Annotated in this window: 21 protein-coding genes; 8 read left to right on the top strand and 13 right to left on the bottom strand. The window is 58.3% G+C overall.

The genetic code is table 11. From position 1 onward, the window contains the following. Window positions 1-97 precede the first annotated feature (97 nt). Window positions 98-826 (top strand): sulfite exporter TauE/SafE family protein, encoded by a 729-nt coding sequence (locus ACI3L3_RS16620; RefSeq protein ID WP_404846282.1) that lies wholly within the window; start codon window positions 98-100, stop codon window positions 824-826. Between the two features lie 87 nt (window positions 827-913). On the opposite strand, the gene ACI3L3_RS16625 is transcribed toward ACI3L3_RS16620, so the two are convergent. From ACI3L3_RS16625 to mntA, 3 genes are all read right to left on the bottom strand, one after another. Then, a complete protein-coding gene (locus ACI3L3_RS16625; protein ID WP_404846283.1) occupies window positions 914-1,897 on the bottom strand; it encodes an NAD-dependent epimerase/dehydratase family protein in 984 nt (327 codons plus the stop codon). A gap of 68 nt (window positions 1,898-1,965) precedes the next feature. Beyond that, window positions 1,966-2,391, bottom strand: a complete 426-nt coding sequence (gene hepT, locus ACI3L3_RS16630) for a type VII toxin-antitoxin system HepT family RNase toxin (RefSeq protein ID WP_404846284.1) — start codon at window positions 2,389-2,391, stop codon at window positions 1,966-1,968. Further along, window positions 2,391-2,789 (bottom strand): type VII toxin-antitoxin system MntA family adenylyltransferase antitoxin, encoded by a 399-nt coding sequence (gene mntA, locus ACI3L3_RS16635; RefSeq protein WP_404846285.1) that lies wholly within the window; start codon window positions 2,787-2,789, stop codon window positions 2,391-2,393. The genes hepT and mntA overlap by 1 nt, the downstream gene beginning before the upstream one ends. A gap of 988 nt (window positions 2,790-3,777) precedes the next feature. On the opposite strand from mntA, the gene ACI3L3_RS16640 reads away from it, so the two are divergent. Beyond that, on the top strand, window positions 3,778-4,893 hold the full coding sequence (locus ACI3L3_RS16640) for a tyrosine-type recombinase/integrase (protein ID WP_404846286.1): 1,116 nt from the start codon (window positions 3,778-3,780) through the stop codon (window positions 4,891-4,893). Between the two features lie 52 nt (window positions 4,894-4,945). Here ACI3L3_RS16640 and rarD read toward each other — a convergent pair whose 3' ends face one another. The 4 genes from rarD to ACI3L3_RS16660 all read right to left on the bottom strand — a co-directional run bounded on the left by rarD (window position 4,946) and on the right by ACI3L3_RS16660 (window position 9,741). Then, the gene (rarD, locus tag ACI3L3_RS16645) at window positions 4,946-5,968 is read right to left on the bottom strand and encodes an EamA family transporter RarD (protein ID WP_404846311.1); all 1,023 of its coding nucleotides are present in this window, start codon (window positions 5,966-5,968) and stop codon (window positions 4,946-4,948) included. A gap of 342 nt (window positions 5,969-6,310) precedes the next feature. Then, window positions 6,311-7,375 (bottom strand): magnesium/cobalt transporter CorA, encoded by a 1,065-nt coding sequence (corA, locus tag ACI3L3_RS16650; RefSeq protein ID WP_404846287.1) that lies wholly within the window; start codon window positions 7,373-7,375, stop codon window positions 6,311-6,313. Between the two features lie 44 nt (window positions 7,376-7,419). Beyond that, on the bottom strand, window positions 7,420-8,928 hold the full coding sequence (locus ACI3L3_RS16655) for a hypothetical protein (protein ID WP_404846288.1): 1,509 nt from the start codon (window positions 8,926-8,928) through the stop codon (window positions 7,420-7,422). A gap of 3 nt (window positions 8,929-8,931) precedes the next feature. Further along, window positions 8,932-9,741 (bottom strand): ParA family protein, encoded by an 810-nt coding sequence (locus ACI3L3_RS16660; RefSeq protein WP_404846289.1) that lies wholly within the window; start codon window positions 9,739-9,741, stop codon window positions 8,932-8,934. A gap of 537 nt (window positions 9,742-10,278) precedes the next feature. Between ACI3L3_RS16660 and ACI3L3_RS16665 the strand changes: the two genes are divergently transcribed. The 3 genes from ACI3L3_RS16665 to ACI3L3_RS16675 all read left to right on the top strand — a co-directional run bounded on the left by ACI3L3_RS16665 (window position 10,279) and on the right by ACI3L3_RS16675 (window position 12,552). Continuing rightward, entirely contained in the window at window positions 10,279-11,253 is a 975-nt protein-coding gene (locus ACI3L3_RS16665) for a lipoate--protein ligase (RefSeq protein WP_404846290.1), read from the top strand. Between the two features lie 337 nt (window positions 11,254-11,590). Next, entirely contained in the window at window positions 11,591-11,917 is a 327-nt protein-coding gene (locus ACI3L3_RS16670; protein WP_404846291.1) for a carboxymuconolactone decarboxylase family protein, read from the top strand. Between the two features lie 245 nt (window positions 11,918-12,162). Next, window positions 12,163-12,552 (top strand): PaaI family thioesterase, encoded by a 390-nt coding sequence (locus tag ACI3L3_RS16675; protein ID WP_404846292.1) that lies wholly within the window; start codon window positions 12,163-12,165, stop codon window positions 12,550-12,552. Window positions 12,553-12,688: 136 nt separating this feature from the next. Here ACI3L3_RS16675 and ACI3L3_RS16680 read toward each other — a convergent pair whose 3' ends face one another. The 6 genes from ACI3L3_RS16680 to ACI3L3_RS16705 all read right to left on the bottom strand — a co-directional run bounded on the left by ACI3L3_RS16680 (window position 12,689) and on the right by ACI3L3_RS16705 (window position 17,872). Next, a complete protein-coding gene (locus tag ACI3L3_RS16680) occupies window positions 12,689-13,009 on the bottom strand; it encodes a DUF6506 family protein (RefSeq protein WP_404846293.1) in 321 nt (106 codons plus the stop codon). Beyond that, on the bottom strand, window positions 13,006-14,025 hold the full coding sequence (locus tag ACI3L3_RS16685; RefSeq protein ID WP_404846294.1) for an ATP-NAD kinase family protein: 1,020 nt from the start codon (window positions 14,023-14,025) through the stop codon (window positions 13,006-13,008). Before ACI3L3_RS16685 ends, ACI3L3_RS16680 begins: the two co-directional genes overlap by 4 nt. A gap of 63 nt (window positions 14,026-14,088) precedes the next feature. Then, complete coding sequence (locus ACI3L3_RS16690) at window positions 14,089-15,060, bottom strand: alpha-ketoacid dehydrogenase subunit beta (protein ID WP_404846295.1); 972 nt, start codon at window positions 15,058-15,060, stop codon at window positions 14,089-14,091. A 48-nt stretch (window positions 15,061-15,108) separates the two neighbouring features. Then, complete coding sequence (locus tag ACI3L3_RS16695) at window positions 15,109-16,068, bottom strand: thiamine pyrophosphate-dependent dehydrogenase E1 component subunit alpha (RefSeq protein ID WP_404846296.1); 960 nt, start codon at window positions 16,066-16,068, stop codon at window positions 15,109-15,111. Window positions 16,069-16,093: 25 nt separating this feature from the next. Then, the gene (locus ACI3L3_RS16700) at window positions 16,094-16,510 is read right to left on the bottom strand and encodes a Lin0512 family protein (protein WP_404846297.1); all 417 of its coding nucleotides are present in this window, start codon (window positions 16,508-16,510) and stop codon (window positions 16,094-16,096) included. A 9-nt stretch (window positions 16,511-16,519) separates the two neighbouring features. Further along, the gene (locus ACI3L3_RS16705) at window positions 16,520-17,872 is read right to left on the bottom strand and encodes a dihydrolipoamide acetyltransferase family protein (RefSeq protein ID WP_404846298.1); all 1,353 of its coding nucleotides are present in this window, start codon (window positions 17,870-17,872) and stop codon (window positions 16,520-16,522) included. A 325-nt stretch (window positions 17,873-18,197) separates the two neighbouring features. On the opposite strand from ACI3L3_RS16705, the gene ACI3L3_RS16710 reads away from it, so the two are divergent. From ACI3L3_RS16710 to ACI3L3_RS16720, 3 genes are all read left to right on the top strand, one after another. Beyond that, on the top strand, window positions 18,198-20,246 hold the full coding sequence (locus ACI3L3_RS16710; RefSeq protein WP_404846299.1) for a sigma-54-dependent Fis family transcriptional regulator: 2,049 nt from the start codon (window positions 18,198-18,200) through the stop codon (window positions 20,244-20,246). 149 nt (window positions 20,247-20,395) lie between these two features. Continuing rightward, window positions 20,396-20,734 carry a helix-turn-helix domain-containing protein gene (locus ACI3L3_RS16715; RefSeq protein WP_404846300.1) on the top strand — a complete coding sequence of 113 codons (339 nt, stop codon included), beginning with the start codon at window positions 20,396-20,398 and terminating at the stop codon, window positions 20,732-20,734. Between the two features lie 181 nt (window positions 20,735-20,915). Next, entirely contained in the window at window positions 20,916-21,950 is a 1,035-nt protein-coding gene (locus ACI3L3_RS16720) for a Fic family protein (protein ID WP_404846301.1), read from the top strand. Window positions 21,951-22,113: the final 163 nt, after the last annotated feature.

Genomic DNA, 22,113 nt, shown 5'->3' on the forward strand with positions numbered 1-22,113 from the left:
CAGGTTGCAACGTCCTGACTTCTCCCGTAGGGCTTCGAGTCCGCCGCGCCTCACCGCGCGGGCTGTATGAACTCCTCAAAAAGAAGACGGAAGAGATATGTTTGGATTGGAACTCGCGCCGCAGGAGCTCCTGCTGGCGTTTTGCATAGTGATGTTTGGGGCACTGAGTCAGGGTGTGGCAGGATTTGGCCTCGCTCTGCTTATTGGCCCCTTGCTGGTGATGGTGGATCCCATGTTTTTACCCGGCCCCGTGGTGCTGCTCGTCAGCCTCGTGTGCGCGCTGATGGTCTTTAAGGAACGTAGCGCGGTGAACGTCACTAACGTCAAACGAACCTTGGTGGGGTACCTTCTCGGCACCGGCCTTGCCGCTGCCCTGCTGACCTCGCTGCCCGCGCGGGAGACGGCGCTCTTGCTGGGCGGGCTTATCCTCGTCGCCGTGGGCATCAGCGCTGCAGGACTGTCCGTACCGCCCAACCGGCGCGTGCTCTTTTCTGCCGGCATCATCGGCGGATTCATGGGCACAATCAGTGGCGTTGGCCTACCGCCCCTCGCCCTGGCCCTGCAAAACGAACCCGGCCCCCGCCTGCGCGGCACCCTTGCCTGCGTTGGCCTGCTTTCCATCATCATGGCCGAGATTGCCCTTGTCTCCATCGGCAAAATCGGCCGCGACGAAGTCCTCCTCGCCTGCATCCTCGCGCCGGCGGTGGTCATCGGCTTCCTGCTGTCCACCCTTATAACCCGCCACATCGACAGCCGCTTCACCCGCCCGCTGATTTTCCTGCTTTCTGGGATCAGCGCGGTGACGAGTATCATCAAACATTTCTAGCAGGCGCAATATCGTCCAAAAAAGAGGCCGCCCGGCAATGCCGGGCGGCCTTCTTTAGATGGTAAGATTGCGCATGCTCATGCCTCGTTATACCGGCGCGGGAGCAGGCGTCACACGCGCATAGGCAGGGAGGGTCTGGCGAAGACCTTCATCCAAAGAATAGCGGACAAAACGCCCTATTGCCTTTTCCAACCGCGTAATATCAGCAACCGAATGCATAATATCCCCAGCGCGGGGCGGGCCAAAAAGCACTCCCTTCGTATTGGAGGTCAACGCCCCAACCGTCTCAGCAAGCTCTAAAATCGATATGCCCATGCCTGTCGCAACATTATAAACGCCTGGAACAGGAGAAAGGTCTCCATCTCCAAGCCCTGCGACTGCAAGATACACTCGGATGACATCCTCAATATAGATAAAGTCTCTGGTCTGATTGCCGTCGCCCAACACCGTCATAGGCTCCCCAGCAAGACTACAGTCTAAAAACTTCGAGATGACGCCGCTATATGGACTAGAAGGGTCCTGACGCGGGCCATAGATATTAAAGAACCGAAGGGATGTACCAAAGGAAGATTCTTCAATACATTTCGAAATCAAATACTTCGCCTCTCCATACGGGCTCGCGTGTTCGACATAAGGCGTGGCCGCATTCTCGGGAATCGGCACCGAAGCCGCCTCTCCATACTCGGCTGCTGACCCTGCGAAAACGAATGTCTCAAAATTGAGCGCTTGGGCTTCTTCGTACAGATTGCGGGAGGCCTTAAGGTTGACCTCGAGAGTTTCTTCGGGATGTTCCACTGAATACGGGACACTCACAATTGCCGCGAGGTGGTATAGCACTGAGAGTTCAGGATGATCGTCGCGTAAACGCTTTAAAAGCTGCGAAGCTCGAATGTCCTCCTCATAGAAGACGAACCTCTGGTGCTCTTCGAAATTCGCCATATTCTGGCGGTACCCAGAGAAGAAGTTATCCACCCCTATGACGTAGTGTCCGCGTTGCAACAATGCTTCCACTAGATGGCTTCCGACAAAACCGGCGCAGCCGGTTACCAGACACGTCGCGTGTTTCTCCACGAATATTCTTCCTTACTCTTTTGTCACTTCAGAGGGAGAGGCTTCACTTCTCGCAAGTCCCCTTCAGTCTATCGAATTTCATCCTGCGTCATCCATCCCCGAACTTCCTTGCCGAACGCCGTAAAATCCTCAAGATGCGTGCTCGCCACAGCGTAGACCACGTTCCAATCAAGGGTGGTGTATTCGTGTACGGCGACATTGCGCAGGCCGACGCTTCGGGCCATGTTTTGAGCCACCTCTTTAGAGAGGACCTGTTGCTGGTGGAGCATGACGAAGGCTTCGGCCATGGTGGTCGGGACGGCGTCGGACTCAGCGAGGATATGGGTGGCGATGTCGATGCTGATTTGCACTGCGCGTTGCAGGTTCAGGACAATGATATCCTGCAAATCGAAATCGGATTCGAGCGTTTCCGCGCTGGCCGGGGTTTTCTCCCGTACGCGCTGAATGCAGCGCTGCAGCGAAACGAGCTTCTGCCCTATGACGTCTGTATCCATCAAAATCCCCGCTGCAAGCTGTTGTGGACGATTGTCCGGCGCATGGGTTCCATATCGGCGTGGTCGAAAAGCATCCGCTTCATGAGGCGCGCGTAGGCCACTGTGGAACGTTTGAGGGCGACTGCTCCCTTTGTCAGAATCTGCCGGAGAATGAGGCCATGGGCGGTGTGGAGGTCAATGACGTCTACCTCGCGGCCAAGGGCAAGGCTCAGCTCCAAAATGATATCCAGCCGCGCTTCAAGCGAAAGCGGCGCTTCGGCGAGAACGGCCACATCCACATCACTGTCCGCCCGCATGGTCCCCGCGCTAGCGGAACCATAGACGATGCCGAGCAGGATGTCCGGATGTGCCGCGAGGCACTCCGCTACCGTCGGAATAATGGTGGATGTTTTGGCCATGATATTGTGCGTGCTCCTCTATCGGGAAACATATCAGCCTCTTCACTAGAAGGCTAGAGCGCCCTTTGCCTACGGACCTGCGGAACGCCACAAGACTCCGCGAAGATGGCCGCGGCGAGATTTCTCAGACACAGAGCCCTCCTCCGCCACAACGAGCTCCCCCTCTCACCCCATCAGCCGCTTATTGAGGAGATAAGGCTTCTGTTCATCTTTGAGGGTCAAGAACTCCCCCCTCCCCAAGAGGGGCACATTTCCTAGAACGATCCTCCTCGACCAGACCGGACACAAACACCGGACAGTTAGACCGTATATAACTCCGGTTTATGTGTCCGGAATTTTAATTCCACATCAATTCCCTCTTTTCGAGAAATCCCAAGAACACTCCGAAAACAAACAAATACTTCGAGATCACGCGCTAGAAAAAAGTAGAGCCCCACTTCAATACCGGACACATAAACCGGTCACAACACCACAACGGCACTCTTTCACAGACAAAAAATATCCGGTATAGTATCCGGATTCTAAGTTCCAAACCTAAGTGCCATCCCACCCCGTCTCATGGCAAACGCATTTATCGCCCCCCCCTCTCCCTTAGCTAGGCATCTACACATCAAGACACCCCCACGAACACAAGCACCTTCTCACAGCACACCACTCAATGCGAATAAATGTGGATTTATTCGCATAAAACGCGTTTAGTGCGCTTAAAGGTTGTAGGCAAAGCATCACGACGGCGGAAGCACGACGGCATCTCATCACGCCCCCCCCCATTGAGCCAGTAGGAGAAGAAAAACTCTCAAACAAAGTCACTTCGAGCCCTCAACCCCAAAACCTGAAGCTCAAAGGGGAGTCAGAACCTCAAATCATCATGCGACGCACTCCGCCCACCCGTAGAAGCTCTGAGGCACGAAGAGAAGCCGTAAACCGTCTTACCCCTCCCTCTGCCGCCAAAATTGTACACCACAATCCACACCACTGAGCACCGTTTATGACGCACCATCTCCCCCCACAATCGCAAGGCGTTCGCCTCTGGACCGACGAATTCGTCCCCCTGAAGGCGCGGGACATCGTCGCGCTGTTTGAGGACCTGAACCGTCAGGGTCTCCCTGTGCGGGACTACCTCGCAAGCTCCGTCCGTGTCGACGTCAACACAGCCGCCATCCTTATCTGGCTCACCACCAAGGTCTTCCCCCGCACGGGTTCTCTCGAAACCATCAGGACCTACAGCTTCAATATCTGCGACGTTCTCAACGATTGTCGCGCGCGATTTGACGCCCTCTCCAGCGACGCCATCACCGCCTACCTCAGGCGGCAACGCAGCAAAGGCATCAGCGCGGGCACCGTGACCAACCGCCTGGCCACCCTCAAATCCATGCAGGCCTACTGGCTCAATGAGGGGTGGCTGAAGCGCAACCCCGCCGCCAATATCCCAGCGCCAAAAGAGCACAAGCGCCCCGGGCATCATACGAAGGTTCTTGAGCTGGAAGAAATGCGACAGATTATGACGTGGACAAAGGACAATAACGTCCCGTCCCGCGACGTGCTCCTTCTTAAAACACTCTGGTACACAGGCATTCGCGCGGCTGAGGCCGTCCGGCTGACATGGGGGGACATAAAGCGGCGGGGCAGCGCAGAGCGCGCCTATTCGCTGCTCGTTATCCGGGGCAAGGGCGCCAAGGAACGCGAGGTCTACGTTCCCGATCCGCTTATGGAAGCGCTCATGGATTACCGCTTTCACATCTTCCGTGTAGCCCCCTACAGCTCCGCACCGGGGCTTGCGGCGTTTCCTGTCTTTGGAAGCCGGAGACGCCGCGCTGGTGAGCTTATCTCGCCCATTACATCCAAACACGTCTGGCGCATCGTCAAGCATATCGTGCACAGCGCGCTCGGTGACAACCTCCAAGGCCGCCGTATCGGTCCGCACAGCTTCCGTCACACCAACCTCACCATGCTCCGGCAGCATGGCGCCTCCCTTGAGGACGTCTCCCGCCACGCCGGACACAGCGACATCACCACTACACAAATCTACGACGAAAGCCCCTACCTGACGCCCCGGCACCCCGGCCGCGTCCTGAACGAGATCGACCTCAACACAAAGCCATAAATCCAAACGAAACCAGCCCGCCGGGTCGAACCTGGCGGGCTGGTTTGAATCATTACGTTGAGCTGTGGGCATGCGCCGACTTTGGCGGATGCAGCCGGCGGCGATTCCTCCGGCGTTCCCTCATGCTGTCAAAGGTATAGAGGATGATGCCCGTCCACGTCAGGGCAAAAGTTTGCGCCGTGGAAAGGCTCAGCGTCTCATCGTACAGAAGGACGCCCATCAGAAAGATCAGCGTCGGCGACAGGTACTGAATGATGCCGAGGGTCGCCATACGCACATGCGGCGCGCCAAGGGCGAAAAGTAGCGTCGGCAAACCAGTAACAACGCCGGTGCCCATGATGAGCAGTACCGTCGGTGCATCGGCCCCGCCCCACACCTCAAAGCCTGTGGCTTTACGATACGCCAGATACGTGATGGCGAGTGGAAGCAGGGTAAAACTCTCCACCAACATGCTCGGCAGCGGCTTGGCCGTTACTTCGCGGCGGATAAGCCCATAAAACGCGAAGGACGCCCCAATGATAAGCGCCATAACCGGCACGGTTCCAAGCGTGAAAAAGCTGGAAACCATCGCCAAACAGGGCAACACCACAGCAAGGCACTGGAGCACGGAGAGACGCTCACGCAAGATGAGACAGCCGAGGCCTATTGTCATAAGCGGCGTCAGAAAATCCCCAAGGCTCCCTTCCAGCACGCGGTTGGAATTCACCGCAATATAGAACGTCTGCGCATTCAGGGCGAACATCACCGAAGACAGGGCGAGGCGCACTGTGGTTTTGCGATCCTTCAGGATTGCCCGGACCTCGCCGAGACGTCCCTGCAGAAGCAGCACGATAAAAGTGAACACAACAAGCCATATCAAACGGTGGGAAAGCACCGTGTAGATGTCAATATGGGACAAGCTTTTCCAATAGGGAGCAAGAGTCCCCCAAATGAAGTACGCCCCGAGCAATGCGATAAAGCCCGTGGTCGCCTTCTTCGAATCTGTCTGAATCATCGCTGTACCGTACCGGACACAGTATCCGGCAACACTCCGTAACATGTGAATGGATGTCCCCAAGGCGGATTGGGGCGGCATGGAAAATAGACAGATTTCCCCCAATGTAAAGCTGTTTTTTTAGGAAAATGAATTTTCCATTTTAGCCAAGTATACCAGCATATTGATCGTGATCACCAGTTGCCGAAAAACAGACAAAAACACCACGTAATCGCAAAGTGGGAACCACTCAACGAGTGGCACCTGATTTGGCCTGAAAACGTACGCGTTCTCCGTCAAAAATGATGAGAATTCGGTGGCAGGTGGGAAAAGAAATATCGACCATAAACAATGAGCGCAGCAGCTCTCGCATGCCCTCACAGTGAACGCACCGCCACCACGGGACACCCTCTCGTCAAAAAAAGGGGGGGGGGGAGCGGGGGTCTACAGCCACTTCCTATAGCGGAAATACACAAGCATCCCGGCGGCAACCGTGCCCATAATGCCCAGCAGAATAAAATAGCCATACCGGGTGTGCAGTTCGGGCATCACGTCGAAGTTCATGCCGTAGACTCCGGCAAGAAAGGACAGGGGAATGAAGATGGTGGAGAAGATGGTCAGGAATTTCATGATGTCATTCAGCCGGTTGCTCATAGCCATGTTGTAAGCGGCCAAATGGTCGCCCAGCATCTCACGGTAGACCTCCACCACGTCCACGGTCTGCTCCGCCATGTCGCGCAGATCGCGCAGATAGGGGGTGACGGATTCCGGGATAAGGTCGCTGTCGCTGCGCAGCATTCTGAGCACGACCTCGCGCGCCGGGCGCACAGCCTTGCGGACATAGGCCATCTCACGCCGGGCGGCTGTCAGCGTCTCCAGAAGCTCCGGACCGGGATCGCTGAGGACGTCGTCTTCAAGGTCTTCAATGCGTTCGCCAAGGGTCTCCACCACCCTCAGCGCATGTTCAAACACACAGTCGAGGAGAGCGTACAACAGGTATGCAGGCCCAAGACGCCGCAAGCGGCCAGAAGGCCTACGGATGCGGTCCCGCACAGGTTCGAAAATGGTTCCGGGCCGCTCTTGAAACGTCAGCACACACGTTGGGGTCAACACGGCGCTGAGCTGCTCCGCCCGCACGGTGACGCCGTCCTCAGCCAGGGAGAGCATCTTAAGCGACACAAAAAGCACATCCGGAAAGGCCTCAAAGACCGGGCGCTGCCCCGTATTGGCAATGTCCTCAAGGACGAGAGACGGAATGGCAAAAGCCTCTCCCATCTCGCGAAGGAGCTGCGCGTCATGAACGCCATCCACATTGACCCAGCTGGTTGAGCTCAGACCGCAATAGTGCGCCAACTCGTCAGAGCGTTCAGGAGCGGCCTCGCGGAGACCTTCCGTGTCAAAATCCATCACCCGAAGGCGCGGCGTCTCAATCTTGCGTTCACCCACGAAAACAATAGCGCCGGGAGATTGTCCCGCCTTATGTCGCCGTTTTTTGAGAAACCGTGCCATGCGTGCTCCTTGTTGCGGCTCAAGGCCCTACCACGTACTCTGGCTTAATCTTTCATGATGCGCTTGTACTCGCGTAAAATCCAAGGCTCTTGCGGTATGGATCCGCCTCCGGGCTGGCGCTTGAGGATGTTTTTCTGGTCCTCTTCGGGCAACTGCCGATACCACTCCATAGCCGTAGCCATGGCATCCTGCTTTTCGACCTGCTCGGCGGCTTTGCGATACTTGGCAATGCGCTGGGCTTCTTCGGCCTGCTCACGGGCGTATTGCTCCTGTGGGCTTTCGTAGCCTTCAGGGCGTGCATAGTACCCTGTCTTTTTGAGGGCTCCAAAAAGCCACGCCACGGGATTGGCTACGGTCGTCCCGCTTTTGTCCGAGAGTTGTCCTTTGGTGGACAATTCCCATTCCGCGTGATTGAGCGCTTGCCGTAAGGGGGCAAAGTCGATGCCTCGGCCTTCAAAGACTTGCCTAAGCTGACGCATCTGGTTTCGGGTCCACCCTGCCTTAGCGAGGTGAGGCCATGCGGCCGCGATCGTGTCAGAGCTCATCCCCCATGTGGTCGCGCTCTCTTTTTCCTCTAGGCTTTCTTCTGGCTTTTTCCTCTGCAAGTAAGTTTCTTTCTTACTTACTAATAGAGGGGAATTGGAAGAGCGGACACCTTGTCCGGTTATGTGTCCGGTTTGGTATCCGGTATCGTCATGTTTTGGTGTGTCCGGTATGTTGCCCGATAGCGTGCCCGGTACAGGGTCCGCAGACATGGTTTTCATAAACTCGGCGCAGAGGGGCTTGTCCAGCCTGATCTGGATGCCGGAGCGCTTGGTGCTCTGGAGTTTTGTCAGCACACCCTTCTTTTCCAGCGCAGTGATGGAGTGCCGGATATAGTCATAGTTGGTGGCGAAATGCTTGGCGATGGCGCTGAGCGTTACGGTGATAATGCTGTCGCCTTTCTCTTTGGATATGGCGATAAGCAGGCGCAGAATTTCAGCGCGTTTGCCGGAAATACGCAGGCGCTGATGCGGTTCGAACATGGCCAGAAGCGAGGAGGAATCCTGTTCGGGATATGTGTCCGGTGTGGCGTCCGGATTAGTGTCCTGTTGGGTGTCCTTTATTGTGTCCGGTGTGTGTGCCCGGTAGGTCTCTTTGGGGGTGTCCGGTGTTGTGTCCGGATTGCTGTCCGTATGCGATACCGGACTGTCCTGAGGACACACCGGATACTGTCCGGTTTTTTCTCCGGATACTGTCCGGTCACCTGTCCGGTTTGTATCCGGTGTTGAATCCGGACTGTCCGGTATGGTGTCCGGATGTGTGTCCGGTGTCGTTGGCGCCGCTTCAGCGGCCGGGGTTGGGGTAGCGTCTGTGGCGTCCTCCGAAATATCGTGGGTAAACTTCTGGTACGGATTGTCCTCAAGGTCCGCCAAGAGCTGGGCGGCCATGGGGTCTTCTTTGGGCGAAGTCTTCTTGCGCTTGGCGGAGCGCTGGGCGCTCTTCGCCTTTTCCTGCGCGGCGACTTCCTTCGCCTGCTTGATCATATCGGAGTAGGAGGAGCCTGCGGCCATGGGTTACTCCTGCGCGCGTTGGAGTATTTCTTTGGTGACGGCCTGGTAGTCCGCCGCACCGTTGGACTTGGGGTCGTCGTCAAAAATGGTCTTCTGCCGCGAGGTGGCGCGATTGATGGCCGTGTTGTTGCGGATGGCGGCGTCGAAGATGGCGTCGCGGAAAAAGGTGGATATGGCGGTGCTCATGGACTCGGATAGCTTGGTACGCTTGTCGATCATGGTGATGAGCGAGCCGATGATATCCAGATCGGGATTGAAGGACTCCTTAATGAAGTCGATATGGCTCAGCAGCTGCTGCATGCCTTTAAGGGCGAACCAGTCCTCGGACTTGACCGGGATAAGGTAAAAGTCGCTGGCGGCAAGGGCGTTGTTGAGGGCAACGTTGATATTTGGCGGGCAGTCGATAAGGATGTAGTCGTACTGCTCGTGCACCTCGGGCGTAAGCTTGGTTTTGAGGGCGATGAAGGCGTTTTTGGCTTCCACGCCGCCGCTGTCCAGTCCGAACATGTCCATATTACTTGGCACGAGGGAGAGGCGAGGGTAATCACTCTTTTCAGACTGGCGCGGATATTTGGTGGGGAAAATGCACAGCCCCATCTCGGTTTTTTCGTCCCGGATGATGTTGGCAAATGTCAGCGGGTAGTCAAAGGGCGACATGGTGCCAAGGATCAGCGTGGCATTGTGCTGAGGGTCGGTGTCGATAACCAGAACACGCTTGCCGTGGTATTTTGCCAAGCAATGCGCGATGTTAATGACGCTCGTCGTTTTGGCGACGCCGCCCTTTTGGTTGCAGAACGAGATTACGGTGGCCATGCAGGAATTCCTCTCTTTTAGGATTGATACGGATATGTTCCCCTAAAAAGGGTGAAAGTCAAGGGCTATGCTTTGTCTTGTCAAGCGGTTTTTTGCATGGCGCTATCTTTTCCTCATCATGGTGAAGAAGGGTGGGGCAACTCTCCCCGGTTTGAAGAGTCAGTGATTTCGGGGTGTTACATTTGGCTTTCCGGTACGTGATATCCGTATGCATTGAATTTGGGGAAGAATTGCGCGGCGAGCAAAGCGGCCAGAATTTTTCCCGGAAGTCCTCTACTGTAGGGCTAAGGTGGTGCTTTTGCGCTCTTTCGGGTGGAGCCTCCCTTTGCGGGGAGGCAGGGCAAGCCTACAGGCTGAGGCGTAGCCGTGGTGCACATGTGCCATATGCCACCAATTGGCCAAAAAAAGGGGCAACTGAGGACACGGGAGAGGCCCCCCGCGCGGCGGAGCAAAAGACGGCGCGATACGGCCGCGGGGAAGGCGTGTTGGCGCACCAGGAAGGCCCATGTTTTGCAGAGATTCCGAGCAGGAGGCTTTATGCGATATATTATGAATAGGTCCACAGATCCGGCGTATAATCTGGCGGCTGAAGAGTGGCTGCTCATGAACACGCAGGATGAAGTGTTCATGTTGTGGCGCAACGCCCCTGCGGTGATTGTGGGGCGCAACCAGAATACGCTGGCGCAGATTGATGAAGATTTTGTCCGTGAGCGAGACATTCCCGTGGTGCGGCGTCTCTCTGGCGGCGGGGCCGTGTTCCATGACCTCGGGAATATCAACTTTACCTTCATCTCCAACGACGCCGGGGGCGGGGCGCTGGATTTCCTGCGGTTTACCACGCCCATTGTCGACGCGCTGGGGCGCATGGGCGTCACATGTTCCTTTGACGGACGAAATGATCTGGTCATTGATGGCCGCAAGGTTTCGGGGAATGCGCAGCACATTGCCGGAGGGCGCGTGCTCCACCACGGCACTTTGCTGTTCTCCGCGGATATGACGGATATTTCGGGGGCGCTGCGCGTGGATCCCGAAAAGTATAAGGACAAGGCCGTCAAGAGCGTGCGAAAGCGCGTCACCAATATCGCCGACCACCTGCCAGAATCCATGGACGTGGAAACGTGTATGGCCCGCATTATGGCCGATGTCTCCGGCGGCGCGCAGGATGCCGCGACCTTTGCCGATGCGGAAGTGCGGGCCATTGAGGCCCTTGCGGACTCGCGGTACCGAACCTGGGACTGGAACTTTGGCTCCTCGCCAAAATACGGCTTCAGCCGGACGACCAGAACCCCCGGCGGGGTGGTGGAGGCGCATGTGGATGTCCAGTCCGGCGTCATCCGCCGCATTCGGCTGTTTGGAGAATATTTCGGAACCCGTGACGTCGGTCACCTTGAGGCCGAGCTCACGGGATGCCGCCACGACCGCGGTGAGCTGGCGAAGGTTTTGGACGGCGTTCCGCTGGAGCAGTACATGCTTGGGGTGGACCGGGACACCCTTGTCGGCTGTCTGTTTTAACCCGCGCTGTTTCCTATGCATTGCGGCCCGCACACTCCCGAATGCATCACCGCCCGCCTCCGCGCCACACTCGGCGTAGGGGCGGGCGTTTTTCGTTGACGGGGTGCACAGAGCCGTTCCCCCTGCTGGCCGCGAAATTTCTGGACGCTACCGCAAGTTGCCGGGTGTTCCATTCTGGAGCATTGTTCGCCTTCAGGACACCGCCGAGCAGGGGCGGGAATATCCGTATTCAATGCATAACCAACTGAATATATGGTATAAATTGCAACATTCCTCCGCGGGCACGCTCCTTGCTCATTGTGAGTAAAGGCATGACATCAAACCCTAGGAGGATAGTATGGACGCGGCAGAAAAGGCAGCGATGACGCTGGCGAAAATGCAGAAGGATGCTGGCAATGTGTTTCCGAAGTACCTTGAGTTCACCAAGGAAATCAGCCAGTTCAGCTCCATAGACCACAAGACCCAGGAACTCATTCACGTGGCGTGCTCCATGATGTCGCAGTGCGAGATGTGCATCTCCCTGCATATTCAGGGCGCGGCCAGCAACGGCGCCACCAAGGAAGAAATTATGCAGGCGGCCATGCTTGCCATTTCCATGGGCGGTTCGCCCAAGGTCATGTACATGAAGTACGTCTTTGAGGAACTGGAAGACCTGTTCGACTAGCGCCCCATAAGCCCTCCTCCAGCAGAATGCGTTGTCGCATTCACGGGCGGGCGCGCCAACTGCCCACAACAGGCGCGCCCGCCCCGGACCACACGCTTGGCCGGCCGGACACCTTCTGTGAGCTCTTCTCGAATGCGTGAGGCACAGCACACTTCCGGACCCGTGGGACAGCGGGTCCGGAAGTCTTGCGTTGTGGGCCCGTGTCTCTGTACAGATGGCGGAGACAAGACCCTCAGGAGGAATCCATGGATATACAGACCCATCACGGAATTGATCAGGCCCTGTGCGGTGAGCCGCTGGAGATAAGGGACGGCTACAGCCGCGTACGCCTCATCTGCGGCGAGAACATGGCCGCAGACACAAGCGGACTCATTCACGGGGGCTTTCTCTTCGGGCTGGCGGATTATGCCGCCATGCTGGCAGTGAACCACCCCAATGTTGTGCTGGGCGCGGCGGAGACGAAATTTCTGAAGCCCTCACGCATTGGCGACGAGCTTATCGCCATCGCGCGCGAGGAAGCGCCGGACGGCAAAAAGCGGATGGTCCATGTGGACGTGCACTGCGGTGACGAGTGCGTGTTTACGGGCACATTCACGTGTTTTGTGCCCTCGCGGCACGTTTTGGACGGGAAATAGACGCGCCGCCCACCTGCGCCCCCATGTCCCGAAAGGGCAGGGCGGCGCAGGTGAACGGCGTTTGAGGAAGGACGGAAGGCCTCTGGCTGACCCACGCGGTGTGCTGGGTTGGCCGGGGCTTTTGTGGTTAAGGGCGCTAGTCGTTTTCGCCGCCCCAGATGCTGTCGCCGCTTTTCCCGCCAAGTCCGGGGTGGACGTCAAAGCGCACCACGCCGACGGGTACATCGACGGCTTTGGCGATGCGGGCCGCGCCTTCGTGCCCAAAGCCGCCGCACAGCTCAATGGCGCCAATGCCGTCGTGTTCCACCAGATACCGCGCCAGCGATTCGGCGTGTTTGTAGTTGCTCACGGCGTAGGTCATTAGCTCAATTTCGTCGGTTGTGACGCAGGCTTTGTGTTTGGAGGGCGAACCGCCCGGGGCGATGAACAAAAATGCGGCCTTGAGTGGAGTGCTCATACTGTTCTCCTGCGTGTGGGCTTGGGCGTGTGGTATCGGGTGAAAAGTCCGTGTGCGCTGGCGAGGGCCATAACGCGTGGGACGTCCACGACTTTGGGGCCATCGGTGCTGAGGGCGATGGATGCGCGGCTGCCGCGTGGAATGTCCACTTCGCGTTCGCCGTCTACGGCGATGAGGCCGGGCGTGGTGGCGATGGCGAAGCGTTCTCCGGGCTGCATACGGCGCGAGGTGCGTACGGGAACCGTGGCGAACAGTCCCGGCGCGATGGGCGCGGTGACTGTTGCTTCCTGCGCGCGGCCAAGTTCCAGCGCGAGGCCGATGGGTTCCTCCGGCCGGATGGTCGTCAGCTGACCGCCAATGGCGGAAAGGCCGATGGAGGAGGGATCGCAGCGGGTGAGGAATATTTGCGGCACCTTGTCCATATTCCACACCGCCCGGGACCCCACAAAAATGTCGTCGTAGACCGCGGCGTCCACCAGCGCGATATCCGCGCGCGTCTCATCCAAATAGATATGGAACATGCACGTCGTGGTACAGCACTCGGCGAGGGGAAAGGCCCCTGTGGCGACGATGCCCGCGGCCAGTCCGGCAATGGTGGCTTCACCCATGGAGGGGAACACATTGTTGGTGCCTGTGGAGAGGGGCAGGAGCGGGACGTCCACCGTGCCCTTACAGGCCGCGCGGTTGGTGCCGTCGCCGCCGAGGACGACCAAGCAGCCCGCGCCGCAGTCCTGCATGGCTTTTGCCGCTGCGGTGGTGTCCTGCTGGGTGTTTCGCACAGGAATATCAAGGGCCTGAACGGGGATGGATGGGGAAATGGCCTCCAGCGCGCGGGGGACGGTGCCGTAGGCGTCGGGCATATACACAATGCGTGACGCGCCCGCCTGCTCAATGCCAATGATGAGCCGCCGGACCATACGGATTTTTTCCAGATTGTCGAAGACGCTCCCGTGGGCCACGAGGCGTCGTATATCCTTGCCTGATGCCGGATTTGCCAGAATGCCTACGGTGCTCAAGGCGGCTCCTTCGTGCCCAAATGGCAGGCGGGAAGCGGCCGGGGCCGCCTCCCGCTACGCGAGTTATCGGATTGCTTTCACCGCCGAGACGATGTTGTCCGCTCCGGGAATGTAGTGCTGTTCCAGCGGCGGAGAGAAGGGCACGGGGCAGAAGGGCGCGCCAACGCGTTTGATGGGCGCGTCCAGATATTCCACGGCCTCCTCGGCCACCATGGCCGCGATTTCCGCGCCGGGGCCGGCGAACTGCACGGCCTCGTGGGCGATGACAAGGGCGTTGGTCTTCTTGACGGACTCCACGATGAGGTCCGTGTCCAGCGGCAGCAGGCAGCGCGGGTCGATGACTTCGGCGCTGATGCCGTCCTTCTCCAGCTGGCGTGCGGCTTCAAGGGATGCGTGGACGGTGTGGGAGGTGGCCACGATGGTCACGTCCGTGCCTTCGCGCTTCACATCACCCTTGCCGATTTCAATGGTGTAGCTCTCGTCCGGTACCTCGCCGGAGACGCCGTAGAGGAGCTTGTGCTCCAGAAACACGACGGGATTGTCGTCGCGGATGGCGCTGGTGAGCAGGCCCTTGGCGTCGTAGGGGGTGGAGGGGATGACGACCTTGAGGCCCGGAATGTTCATGAACCACGATTCAAGGCACTGCGAGTGCTGGGCGGCGGCGCCGATGCCTGCGCCCTGCGGCATCCGCAGCGTCATGGGTACGGTGGTTTTGCCGCCGAACATAAAGCGCATCTTGGCGGCCTGATTGAAGAGCTGGTCCATGGAGACGCCAATAAAGTCCACAAACATCAGTTCCGCCACCGGACGCAGGCCGCACGCGGCGGCGCCAGCGGCCGCGCCGACAATGGCGCTTTCAGTGATGGGGGTGTCCATGACGCGCTCTTTGCCGAAGGCGTCGTACAGCCCCTGCGTCACGCCAAAGCACCCGCCAAACTGTCCAACATCCTCGCCCATGATGAACACGTTCTCGTCGTGCTCCATTTCGTGACGCAGTGCGTCGTTCAGTGCCTGCAAATATGTCTTTTCGGCCATTGTAATGCTCCGTTGGGTCGAATTTTTCGGAAATGCTGACCTTGCGTCTTATGCGTACACGTCGTCCATCAGCGCGGAGGCGGGGGGCAGGGGGCTGTCCTGCGCAAACTTCACAGCCTCTTCGACTTCACCGGCAATGCGCTCCTTGATGTCCGCTGCCTCTTTCGCCGTGAGGGTCTTGCTCTCCACCAGCTTCTGCTCAAAGCGGGGGATGGGATCTTTGGCCATCCATTCTTCCAGCTCTTCGTCGCAGCGGTAGGTGCAGGCGTCGCCCTCAAAGTGGCCGCGCCAGCGGTAGGTCTTGCATTCTACAAGGGAGGGGCCTTCGCCCTTTCTGGCGCGGGCAACGGCCTCGGTGACGGCCTCGTGCACGGCCAGCACGTCGTTTCCGTCCACCACAATGCCGGGCATGTCGTAGGCGGCGGCGCGGTCGGCAATGTCCACAACGGCCATGGAGCGGCACTGCGGGCACGAGATGCCGTAGCCGTTATTTTCGTTGATGAAGACGAGGGGCAGTTTCCATGCGCTGGCCATATTCAGGGATTCCTGCGTGGTTCCCTGATTGGACGCGCCGTCCCCGAAAAAGCACAGGGCCACGTCGTCGGTATTGCGGTATTTGGCGGCCAGCGCTGCGCCTACGGCCAGCGGGCCACCGCCCCCAACAATGCCGTTGGCGCCAAGAATGCCAAGGTCCAGGTCGGCGATGTGCATGGAGCCGCCCTTGCCTTTGCAGTAGCCGGTCTGCTTGCCGAAAATTTCGGCCATCATCAGCTTGAGGTCGCCGCCTTTGGCCAGCAGGTGGCCATGGCCGCGGTGGGTGCTGGTGATCATGTCCTTGTTGGTCAATGTGGCGCAGGCGCCGGTGGCCACGGCCTCTTCGCCCAGATACAAATGCACGAACCCGGGAATTTCGCCAGCGGCGAAGAACTCCTGCAGTTTCTGTTCGAAAAACCGAATCCTGTTCATGGTTTCGAACATGTGAACCAATGTCTTCTTGCTGAGAGCCATTTTTTCGCTCCTTTTCTCTGATGAGTTAGTCGGCCCGTGAGGGCGCGGCGCATGCTTCGCAGGCTGGAGCATGTGCTTTGTCCATGTCCACGCTGACGGTGAGGGCGGCGCACGCCACGATAATATTGCTCGTCCCCGGCCCGAAGCAGGGGACCTCGATGCCTGCGGCGCTCATGCCTCCGGCGGTGACGGAAACCGAGGCCTTGCCAATGGGGATGACGGCGCGGACAGCTTCGGTGTCCACGCACTCCGGCGCGGGGACGGCCACTTGGGCATGCACGTACACGCCTTGGAAGTTCTCCCGCCCCCATATCTCTACAAGGCCGCACAGGCAGGTGCGGGACATGGCGTCGCGCACGGCGCGCACGGCGGCTTTGGTCATGTCCTCGCCGTGCATGTCTGCGGCGTAGCCGAGTTCGATGGCGAATCGCTTTCGTGACATGGCGTCTCCCTAAACCGTCATGAGGCCCGGGGTTTCCAGCATGTCTGCGAGCTCGCGCAGGAAGGTCATGGCCGGTGCGCCGTCGGTGACCATGTGGTTGAAGGTGAGCGACAGCGTCATCATGCTGCGGATGGCGATTTCCCCGTCCTTGACGCCGGGCTTTTCCACCACGCGTCCAACGCCAAGAATGCCTGTCTCCGGCGGGTTGAGGATGGGGGTAAAGCCGTCCACGCCCAGCATGCTGACGTTGCTGATGGTGAAGGTGCCGCCGGAGATTTCGTCCATGTTCAGGCCGCCCTGACGCGCGCGTGCGGCGGCGTCGCGGACGTGGGTTTTGAGTTCTTCAAGGGTGAAGGTGTCGGCCTCTTTGACATTGGGGACGATGAGGCCGCTGGGCAGGGAGACGGCAACGCCAAGGTTGACGTGCTCGTGCATGTGGATGCCGTCGTCCTGCAGGGTGGAGTTCATGACCGGGTGGCGCTTGAGGGCGCGGCAGACCGCGTAGCAGATGATGTCGTTGTAGGAGAGGCGATACTCGGGATTGCGGCGGTTGCGCTGGCGCAGGGTGTCGCGCAGGCGGACCATTTCCGTGACGTCAGCCTCCACAAACACGGTGAGCTGGGCGCTTGTTTGCAGGCTGGAATGCATGTTGTCCGCAACGATTTTGCGCACGCCTTCCATGGGCACAATGGTGTCCTGCGTGGCGGGCTGCTGCGGGGCTGGTTCGGCTGGCGCGGCGGGGTTCATGGCGCGCAGGATGTCGGCCTTGGTAATCTTGCCGCCGTCGCCGGTGCCGGCGATCTGGCTGAGGTCGATGCCCTTTTTGCGGGCAAAGGCGATGGTCTTGGGGCTGGCGTTGATGCCGCCGCCTGCGTCGGCTACGGCCTGTACGTCGCGCTTGGTGACCGCGCCGTCCCGGCCGGTGCCGTCAACGGAGGCGAGGTCGACGCCCAGGTCTTCGGCGAGCTTGCGGGCGGCGGGCATGGCGGGGATGAAGCCGTCCTCTCTGGCGGGAGCCTTTTCACCAGCAGGCGTTGCCGCGCTTGCGCCAGCGTCGGCGGCTGGAGCCTCGGCAGTGGCCGTGGGCGCTGGCGCGCCGCCGTCTACGCGTTCCGGGGTTTCGCCGTCGGCGGCAATGGTGCCCACAGGGGCTTGCACTGCGGCCACGTCGCCCTCGGGAACGATGATTTGAAACAGAATACCACTGGCAGGAGCTTCGACCGAGTTGGTGATCTTGTCGGTTTCCACCTCGAATAGGGGCTCACCTTCGGTGACCGCATCGCCCTCGGCCTTGAGCCACCGGACGATTTTTCCTTCCTTCATGGTCAAGCCCCATTTGGGCATGATCACTTGTTGGGCCATGACGTTCCTCCTGAATATTTTCGTGTCGGTGTCATGACGGATTGCAACGGAGGTGCCATGGAAAGAAAAACTGATATTTCAGAGCGTTATATGAGACATGCGGCGAGAGGGAGCGCCATTTGTTCGGGAACGGGACAACAGAGGATCCCCCGCAAGTTTGGCGCTGAAAATGATGATAACTATACGTAATTTATAAGTAATATGGTTCTTATAGTCGGGGAGAGTGTTCCAGAATTGAACACTTGACGAAGGCGTCTGGTTATAGGGATGTGAACACGTGCCTATCGATAACGAGTGACGCTTTCTGACGAAATGGAGGCCATCCATGTATTCGCTTTTCCGGGAAGGTGACAGCTTCGGTATACGTCCCACCGCGCCTGATGTGTCGGCGTCGCATGTGGTGACGCCGCCCATGCGCCCACAGCGCCGAGAGCCGGGGGTGGACTACACGAACTGGAAACAGTTTATGGAGAAGGGAAAGCTGCCGGATGGGGGGATGGATGCGTCGCTTGTGGATTCATGGCGCCGATGTCTCGCCCTTGGGGTGGACCCAGCGCCGCGAAGCTGCTGGGACTTCGTTCCCATGAAGCAGTTGGAGCGGTTTACCTCTGTCCTCGACAAAGTCAGTCCGGATATTCTCGATACGACCTATTCGGCCATCCAAGGCAAGGACCTGCTCATAACCATCACCAACGCTGAAGGCAGAGTGGCCAGAACATGTGGTGACAAGGAGATCTTGCGCCGCGCCTACAAGCTGAACTTTGGGCCCGGGGCCAATTGGTCGGAGAAAAGCGTGGGCACCAACGCCATCGGCACGGCATTGGCTACGGGCCAGCCTATGCAGGTGTTCGGCGAAGAACACTTCTGCCGCAGCCACCATAGTTGGAGTTGCACAGCCGCCCCCATCTACGACCCGCACGGCAGTGTGTGGGGAAGCATCGACATTTCCGGCGAGAAGACCGCCGACCACTCCATGTCCTTGAGTTTGGTCCTGCAGGCTGCGCGCGCCATGGAACAGCGCCTGTGTCAGTTCTATTGCTCCGAAATTGAAGGGAAAATGACGTCGCTGTTCTCGTCCATGTTTAACTCCGTCATGATGGGCATTGTCACCTTGGACAATACAGGGCGCGTCATCAGCTCCAACTCCGTGGCCGAAACCTTGCTGGCCCGTCCCGGCCAAAGTCTGCGCGGCCGGCGGGGCAATACGCTGTTCGACTACGACGCCTACCTTGGAAAGATGAAGTCCGCGTCCATGAACGAACCTGTTGTGCTGCGGTGTTTTGTCAATCCGGACCTCTTTGTCCGCGCGATACCAATATTTGATGCCAACGGCAGTTTAAACGACACCATCGTCACCGTGAGCGAGGTCCAGCGTCCGCGGGCCCGCGCGGCGGCCATCCATCAGAAAAAGGACGCCCCTGTTCCGGGATTTGAAAAGGTCCTGCATGCCAGTGCGGCCATGCGCAAGGTTGTGGAGCGCGCGGCCAATGCCGCCAAAACCCCGTCCACAATTTTGCTGCATGGCGAGTCAGGCACGGGCAAGGAGCTGTTCGCCCGCGGCATCCACAATGCAGGGCCGCGCAGCACGGGGCCGTTTGTGGCCATCAACTGCGGCGCGTTTTCGGAGGAGCTTATCCAGAGCGAGCTGTTCGGCTACACCGAAGGCGCGTTTACCGGCGCGGCCAAGAAGGGCCGGGTGGGGAAGTTTGAGGAAGCGCACAAGGGTGTGTTGTTCCTCGATGAAATTTCGGAGATGCCGTTTTCCATGCAGGTTAACCTGCTCCGCGTGTTGGAGGAGCGCGCGGTCACTCCCGTTGGCGGGAATACCCCGCGCAAGGTGGATGTGAAGGTCGTGGCGGCCACCAACAAGGACCTCTGGGGCCTTGTGGAGCAGGGCGCGTTCCGCGAAGACCTCTACTACCGGCTGAACGTGGTCCAGCTCACCATCCCGGCACTTCGCCAGCGAAACGACGATGTCCTGCTCCTCGTGCGCCATCACTTGCGCCGTCTGTGTACGGAATTCGGCCTTCCGGAGGCGCGGCTTACGATTGAGGCCGAGCATCTCCTCAAAAGCTACCACTGGCCCGGCAACGTCCGTGAGCTCATCAACTGCCTTGAACACGCCGTCAACAACCTCGCCGGGGACACCCTCACCCCGGACGACCTGCCGCACTACCTGACAGAGCGTTGCCAGAACGGCACCACCTCCCCCGCCCCGCAAGGCGGCGAATTCCAACTGACCAAACGCGAAGCCGACACCATCCGCGAAGCCCTCGACTATCACGATGGCAACATCAGCAAAACCGCCAAAGCCCTCGGCATAGGCCGCAACACCCTCTACGCCAAAATGGAGAAGTTTCGGATAGAGGTGTGATGGGGGGCGAGTCCTCCCATCTTCAGGAGACCTGAAAATTCGATTGGTCCGGGTATGCTGGGAATCATGCTCCTTGATTTGCCTATAGTTGCATATATGATACTTATAGTGGCTTTAAGTTTTATATTCGTAACTTTTGGGGAGGGGCGATGCCGAAATGTTTGGCGAAAGAGGCCTTGCCACCTGAATTGGCATACCAGCTCAAGCGTCTGGGGCAGAATATTCGTGTTGCTCGCAAGCGTCGCCGGATTACTCTCCAGCAGCTTGCAGAGAGCGCCCTGACGTCCAAGGCGACAGTGATTCGGCTTGAGAAAGGCGAAGGTCGAGTAAGCTTGGCCATACTCGCGCAGGTTCTCTGGGTCTTGGGATTACACAAACAAATTGGCGACCTCGTCGAGCCGAAAACCGATGAATACGGCGCGTTGCTCGAACTGAGCCGCTTGCCAAAGCGTGTGAGGAATCCTCGTGACGACGAGTTGGATTTCTGAATTTGGGAGAGGTCGGTGCGAACACGTGCGACAAGTGTGTATTTGAGTCTCGAGGGGGGAGTGGGGCCCCTCAAGGTGACTGAAGTTCATTGAAGATGGGAGCTGGTTTTACAGCGTGTTCAGCCCCGCTCACCGTTATCTTGAGCGCCCAGATGCTGTGCAGGCTGGCTAGGGGCGTTGTTTGCTCAAGCGAGCCGCGGAGTCCTCAAGGGGCTTCCTCATTGACTTTGGTTTTCTTACATTGTGTGAGTCATTCGGAATGGATTGGGGCGATGCTGTCAAAATTGCGGAAGACATTGCCATGACCGTCGCAACAGAATGGGAGCCGTTGTATCGAAAGTGCGGTGGGGCGGCGCGGAATTTTCCTGAGCGGCACAATTCGTTCAGAGAGTCGCAGCGTTATTTGCTAGCGTGTGATGTGAAAGAAGATGACATAGCTTTTTCAGAGAGGATGCCCGAAGTCGGGCAGGAGCTGGAAATGGGAAGCAAAATAGGCTGCAAACCTTTGCCGAATTTTGAAAAAGCCATATTTATGGCGAAACGGCATATTGCTGGAATTGTTTACGACATTGTTGCCTTGGAAGGGTCGCCGTATACGTTCCTTGAAGTGCAGACCCTTCTGGAAGGCATAACTGTTGGTGGTTACAAGCTGAGCGATCAAGATCTTGTTGTGAGGCAGGCGAAGAGTTGGAAGAAGCTTATCCATCTTGTGGAGCGGAAACAGTTCGAAGTGAACAAGGAGACGGCTTGCCTCCTACATGGGATTGTCGCTCGCGATGAGGCCCCCAAGTGGGGGGCTTTTCGAACTGGCCAAGTGAGCATTGATGGCTCGGAGTGGACTCCTCCCAAGGCTGAGGAACTCGAAGAAGAATGGGTGCGCGCGCTTGAGGCCTTCCAGAAGGAAAAGGATGTCCACATCGCGGCAATCAGTCTTTTCCTCGATATGGCCCGGGCACAATTTTTCTGGGACGGGAACAAGAGAACCGCGCGGCTTATGATGAACGGCGTTCTTATGGCACATGGATACGAAGCGATCAGCGTTCCGGCAAAGCGCCGGCTTGAGTTTAACCAAGTGATGGTTCGCTTTTATGACAGTGGACATAAAGACGAGATGCTTTCGTTTATGTTGAGCTGCGCGGCGTTGGATTTGGAGCAAGAGCCACTTGAAGTTCAACGTTCTGAAATGGACGACGATGAGGTACCTTCTCCTCGATGAAGTAAAAGTATCCACGCGAACGAAAGCCCCCCTGCAGGATTTCCTGTAGGGGGGCTTTCGTTCGTGTGGATATTGTCTGGCGTGGCAAAGATTCTCTACCACTTCGACCTACCCAATGGCGTTTGGGTTCTTTTAGGGGGAGTGGGGGGCCCTGGGCGGGCGA

This window comes from Desulfobaculum sp. SPO524, from assembly GCF_044987625.1.
Taxonomy (GTDB): domain Bacteria; phylum Desulfobacterota; class Desulfovibrionia; order Desulfovibrionales; family Desulfovibrionaceae; genus Desulfobaculum.

Bases quoted from the DNA above. Each gene is read 5' to 3' on its own strand.
- ACI3L3_RS16620 (WP_404846282.1), top strand. From the start codon at position 98: ATGTTTGGATTGGAACTCGCGCCGCAGGAGCTCCTGCTGGCGTTTTGC.
- corA (WP_404846287.1), bottom strand. From the start codon at position 7,375: ATGGCACGGTTTCTCAAAAAACGGCGACATAAGGCGGGACAATCTCCC.
- ACI3L3_RS16705 (WP_404846298.1), bottom strand. From the start codon at position 17,872: ATGGCCCAACAAGTGATCATGCCCAAATGGGGCTTGACCATGAAGGAA.
- ACI3L3_RS16640 (WP_404846286.1), top strand. From the start codon at position 3,778: ATGACGCACCATCTCCCCCCACAATCGCAAGGCGTTCGCCTCTGGACC.
- ACI3L3_RS16655 (WP_404846288.1), bottom strand. From the start codon at position 8,928: ATGGCCGCAGGCTCCTCCTACTCCGATATGATCAAGCAGGCGAAGGAA.
- ACI3L3_RS16660 (WP_404846289.1), bottom strand. From the start codon at position 9,741: ATGGCCACCGTAATCTCGTTCTGCAACCAAAAGGGCGGCGTCGCCAAA.
- mntA (WP_404846285.1), bottom strand. From the start codon at position 2,789: ATGGCCAAAACATCCACCATTATTCCGACGGTAGCGGAGTGCCTCGCG.
- ACI3L3_RS16680 (WP_404846293.1), bottom strand. From the start codon at position 13,009: ATGAGCACTCCACTCAAGGCCGCATTTTTGTTCATCGCCCCGGGCGGT.
- ACI3L3_RS16690 (WP_404846295.1), bottom strand. From the start codon at position 15,060: ATGGCCGAAAAGACATATTTGCAGGCACTGAACGACGCACTGCGTCAC.
- ACI3L3_RS16665 (WP_404846290.1), top strand. From the start codon at position 10,279: ATGCGATATATTATGAATAGGTCCACAGATCCGGCGTATAATCTGGCG.
- rarD (WP_404846311.1), bottom strand. From the start codon at position 5,968: ATGCCGCCCCAATCCGCCTTGGGGACATCCATTCACATGTTACGGAGT.
- ACI3L3_RS16710 (WP_404846299.1), top strand. From the start codon at position 18,198: ATGTATTCGCTTTTCCGGGAAGGTGACAGCTTCGGTATACGTCCCACC.
- hepT (WP_404846284.1), bottom strand. From the start codon at position 2,391: ATGGATACAGACGTCATAGGGCAGAAGCTCGTTTCGCTGCAGCGCTGC.
- ACI3L3_RS16670 (WP_404846291.1), top strand. From the start codon at position 11,591: ATGGACGCGGCAGAAAAGGCAGCGATGACGCTGGCGAAAATGCAGAAG.
- ACI3L3_RS16700 (WP_404846297.1), bottom strand. From the start codon at position 16,510: ATGTCACGAAAGCGATTCGCCATCGAACTCGGCTACGCCGCAGACATG.
- ACI3L3_RS16715 (WP_404846300.1), top strand. From the start codon at position 20,396: ATGCCGAAATGTTTGGCGAAAGAGGCCTTGCCACCTGAATTGGCATAC.
- ACI3L3_RS16675 (WP_404846292.1), top strand. From the start codon at position 12,163: ATGGATATACAGACCCATCACGGAATTGATCAGGCCCTGTGCGGTGAG.
- ACI3L3_RS16695 (WP_404846296.1), bottom strand. From the start codon at position 16,068: ATGGCTCTCAGCAAGAAGACATTGGTTCACATGTTCGAAACCATGAAC.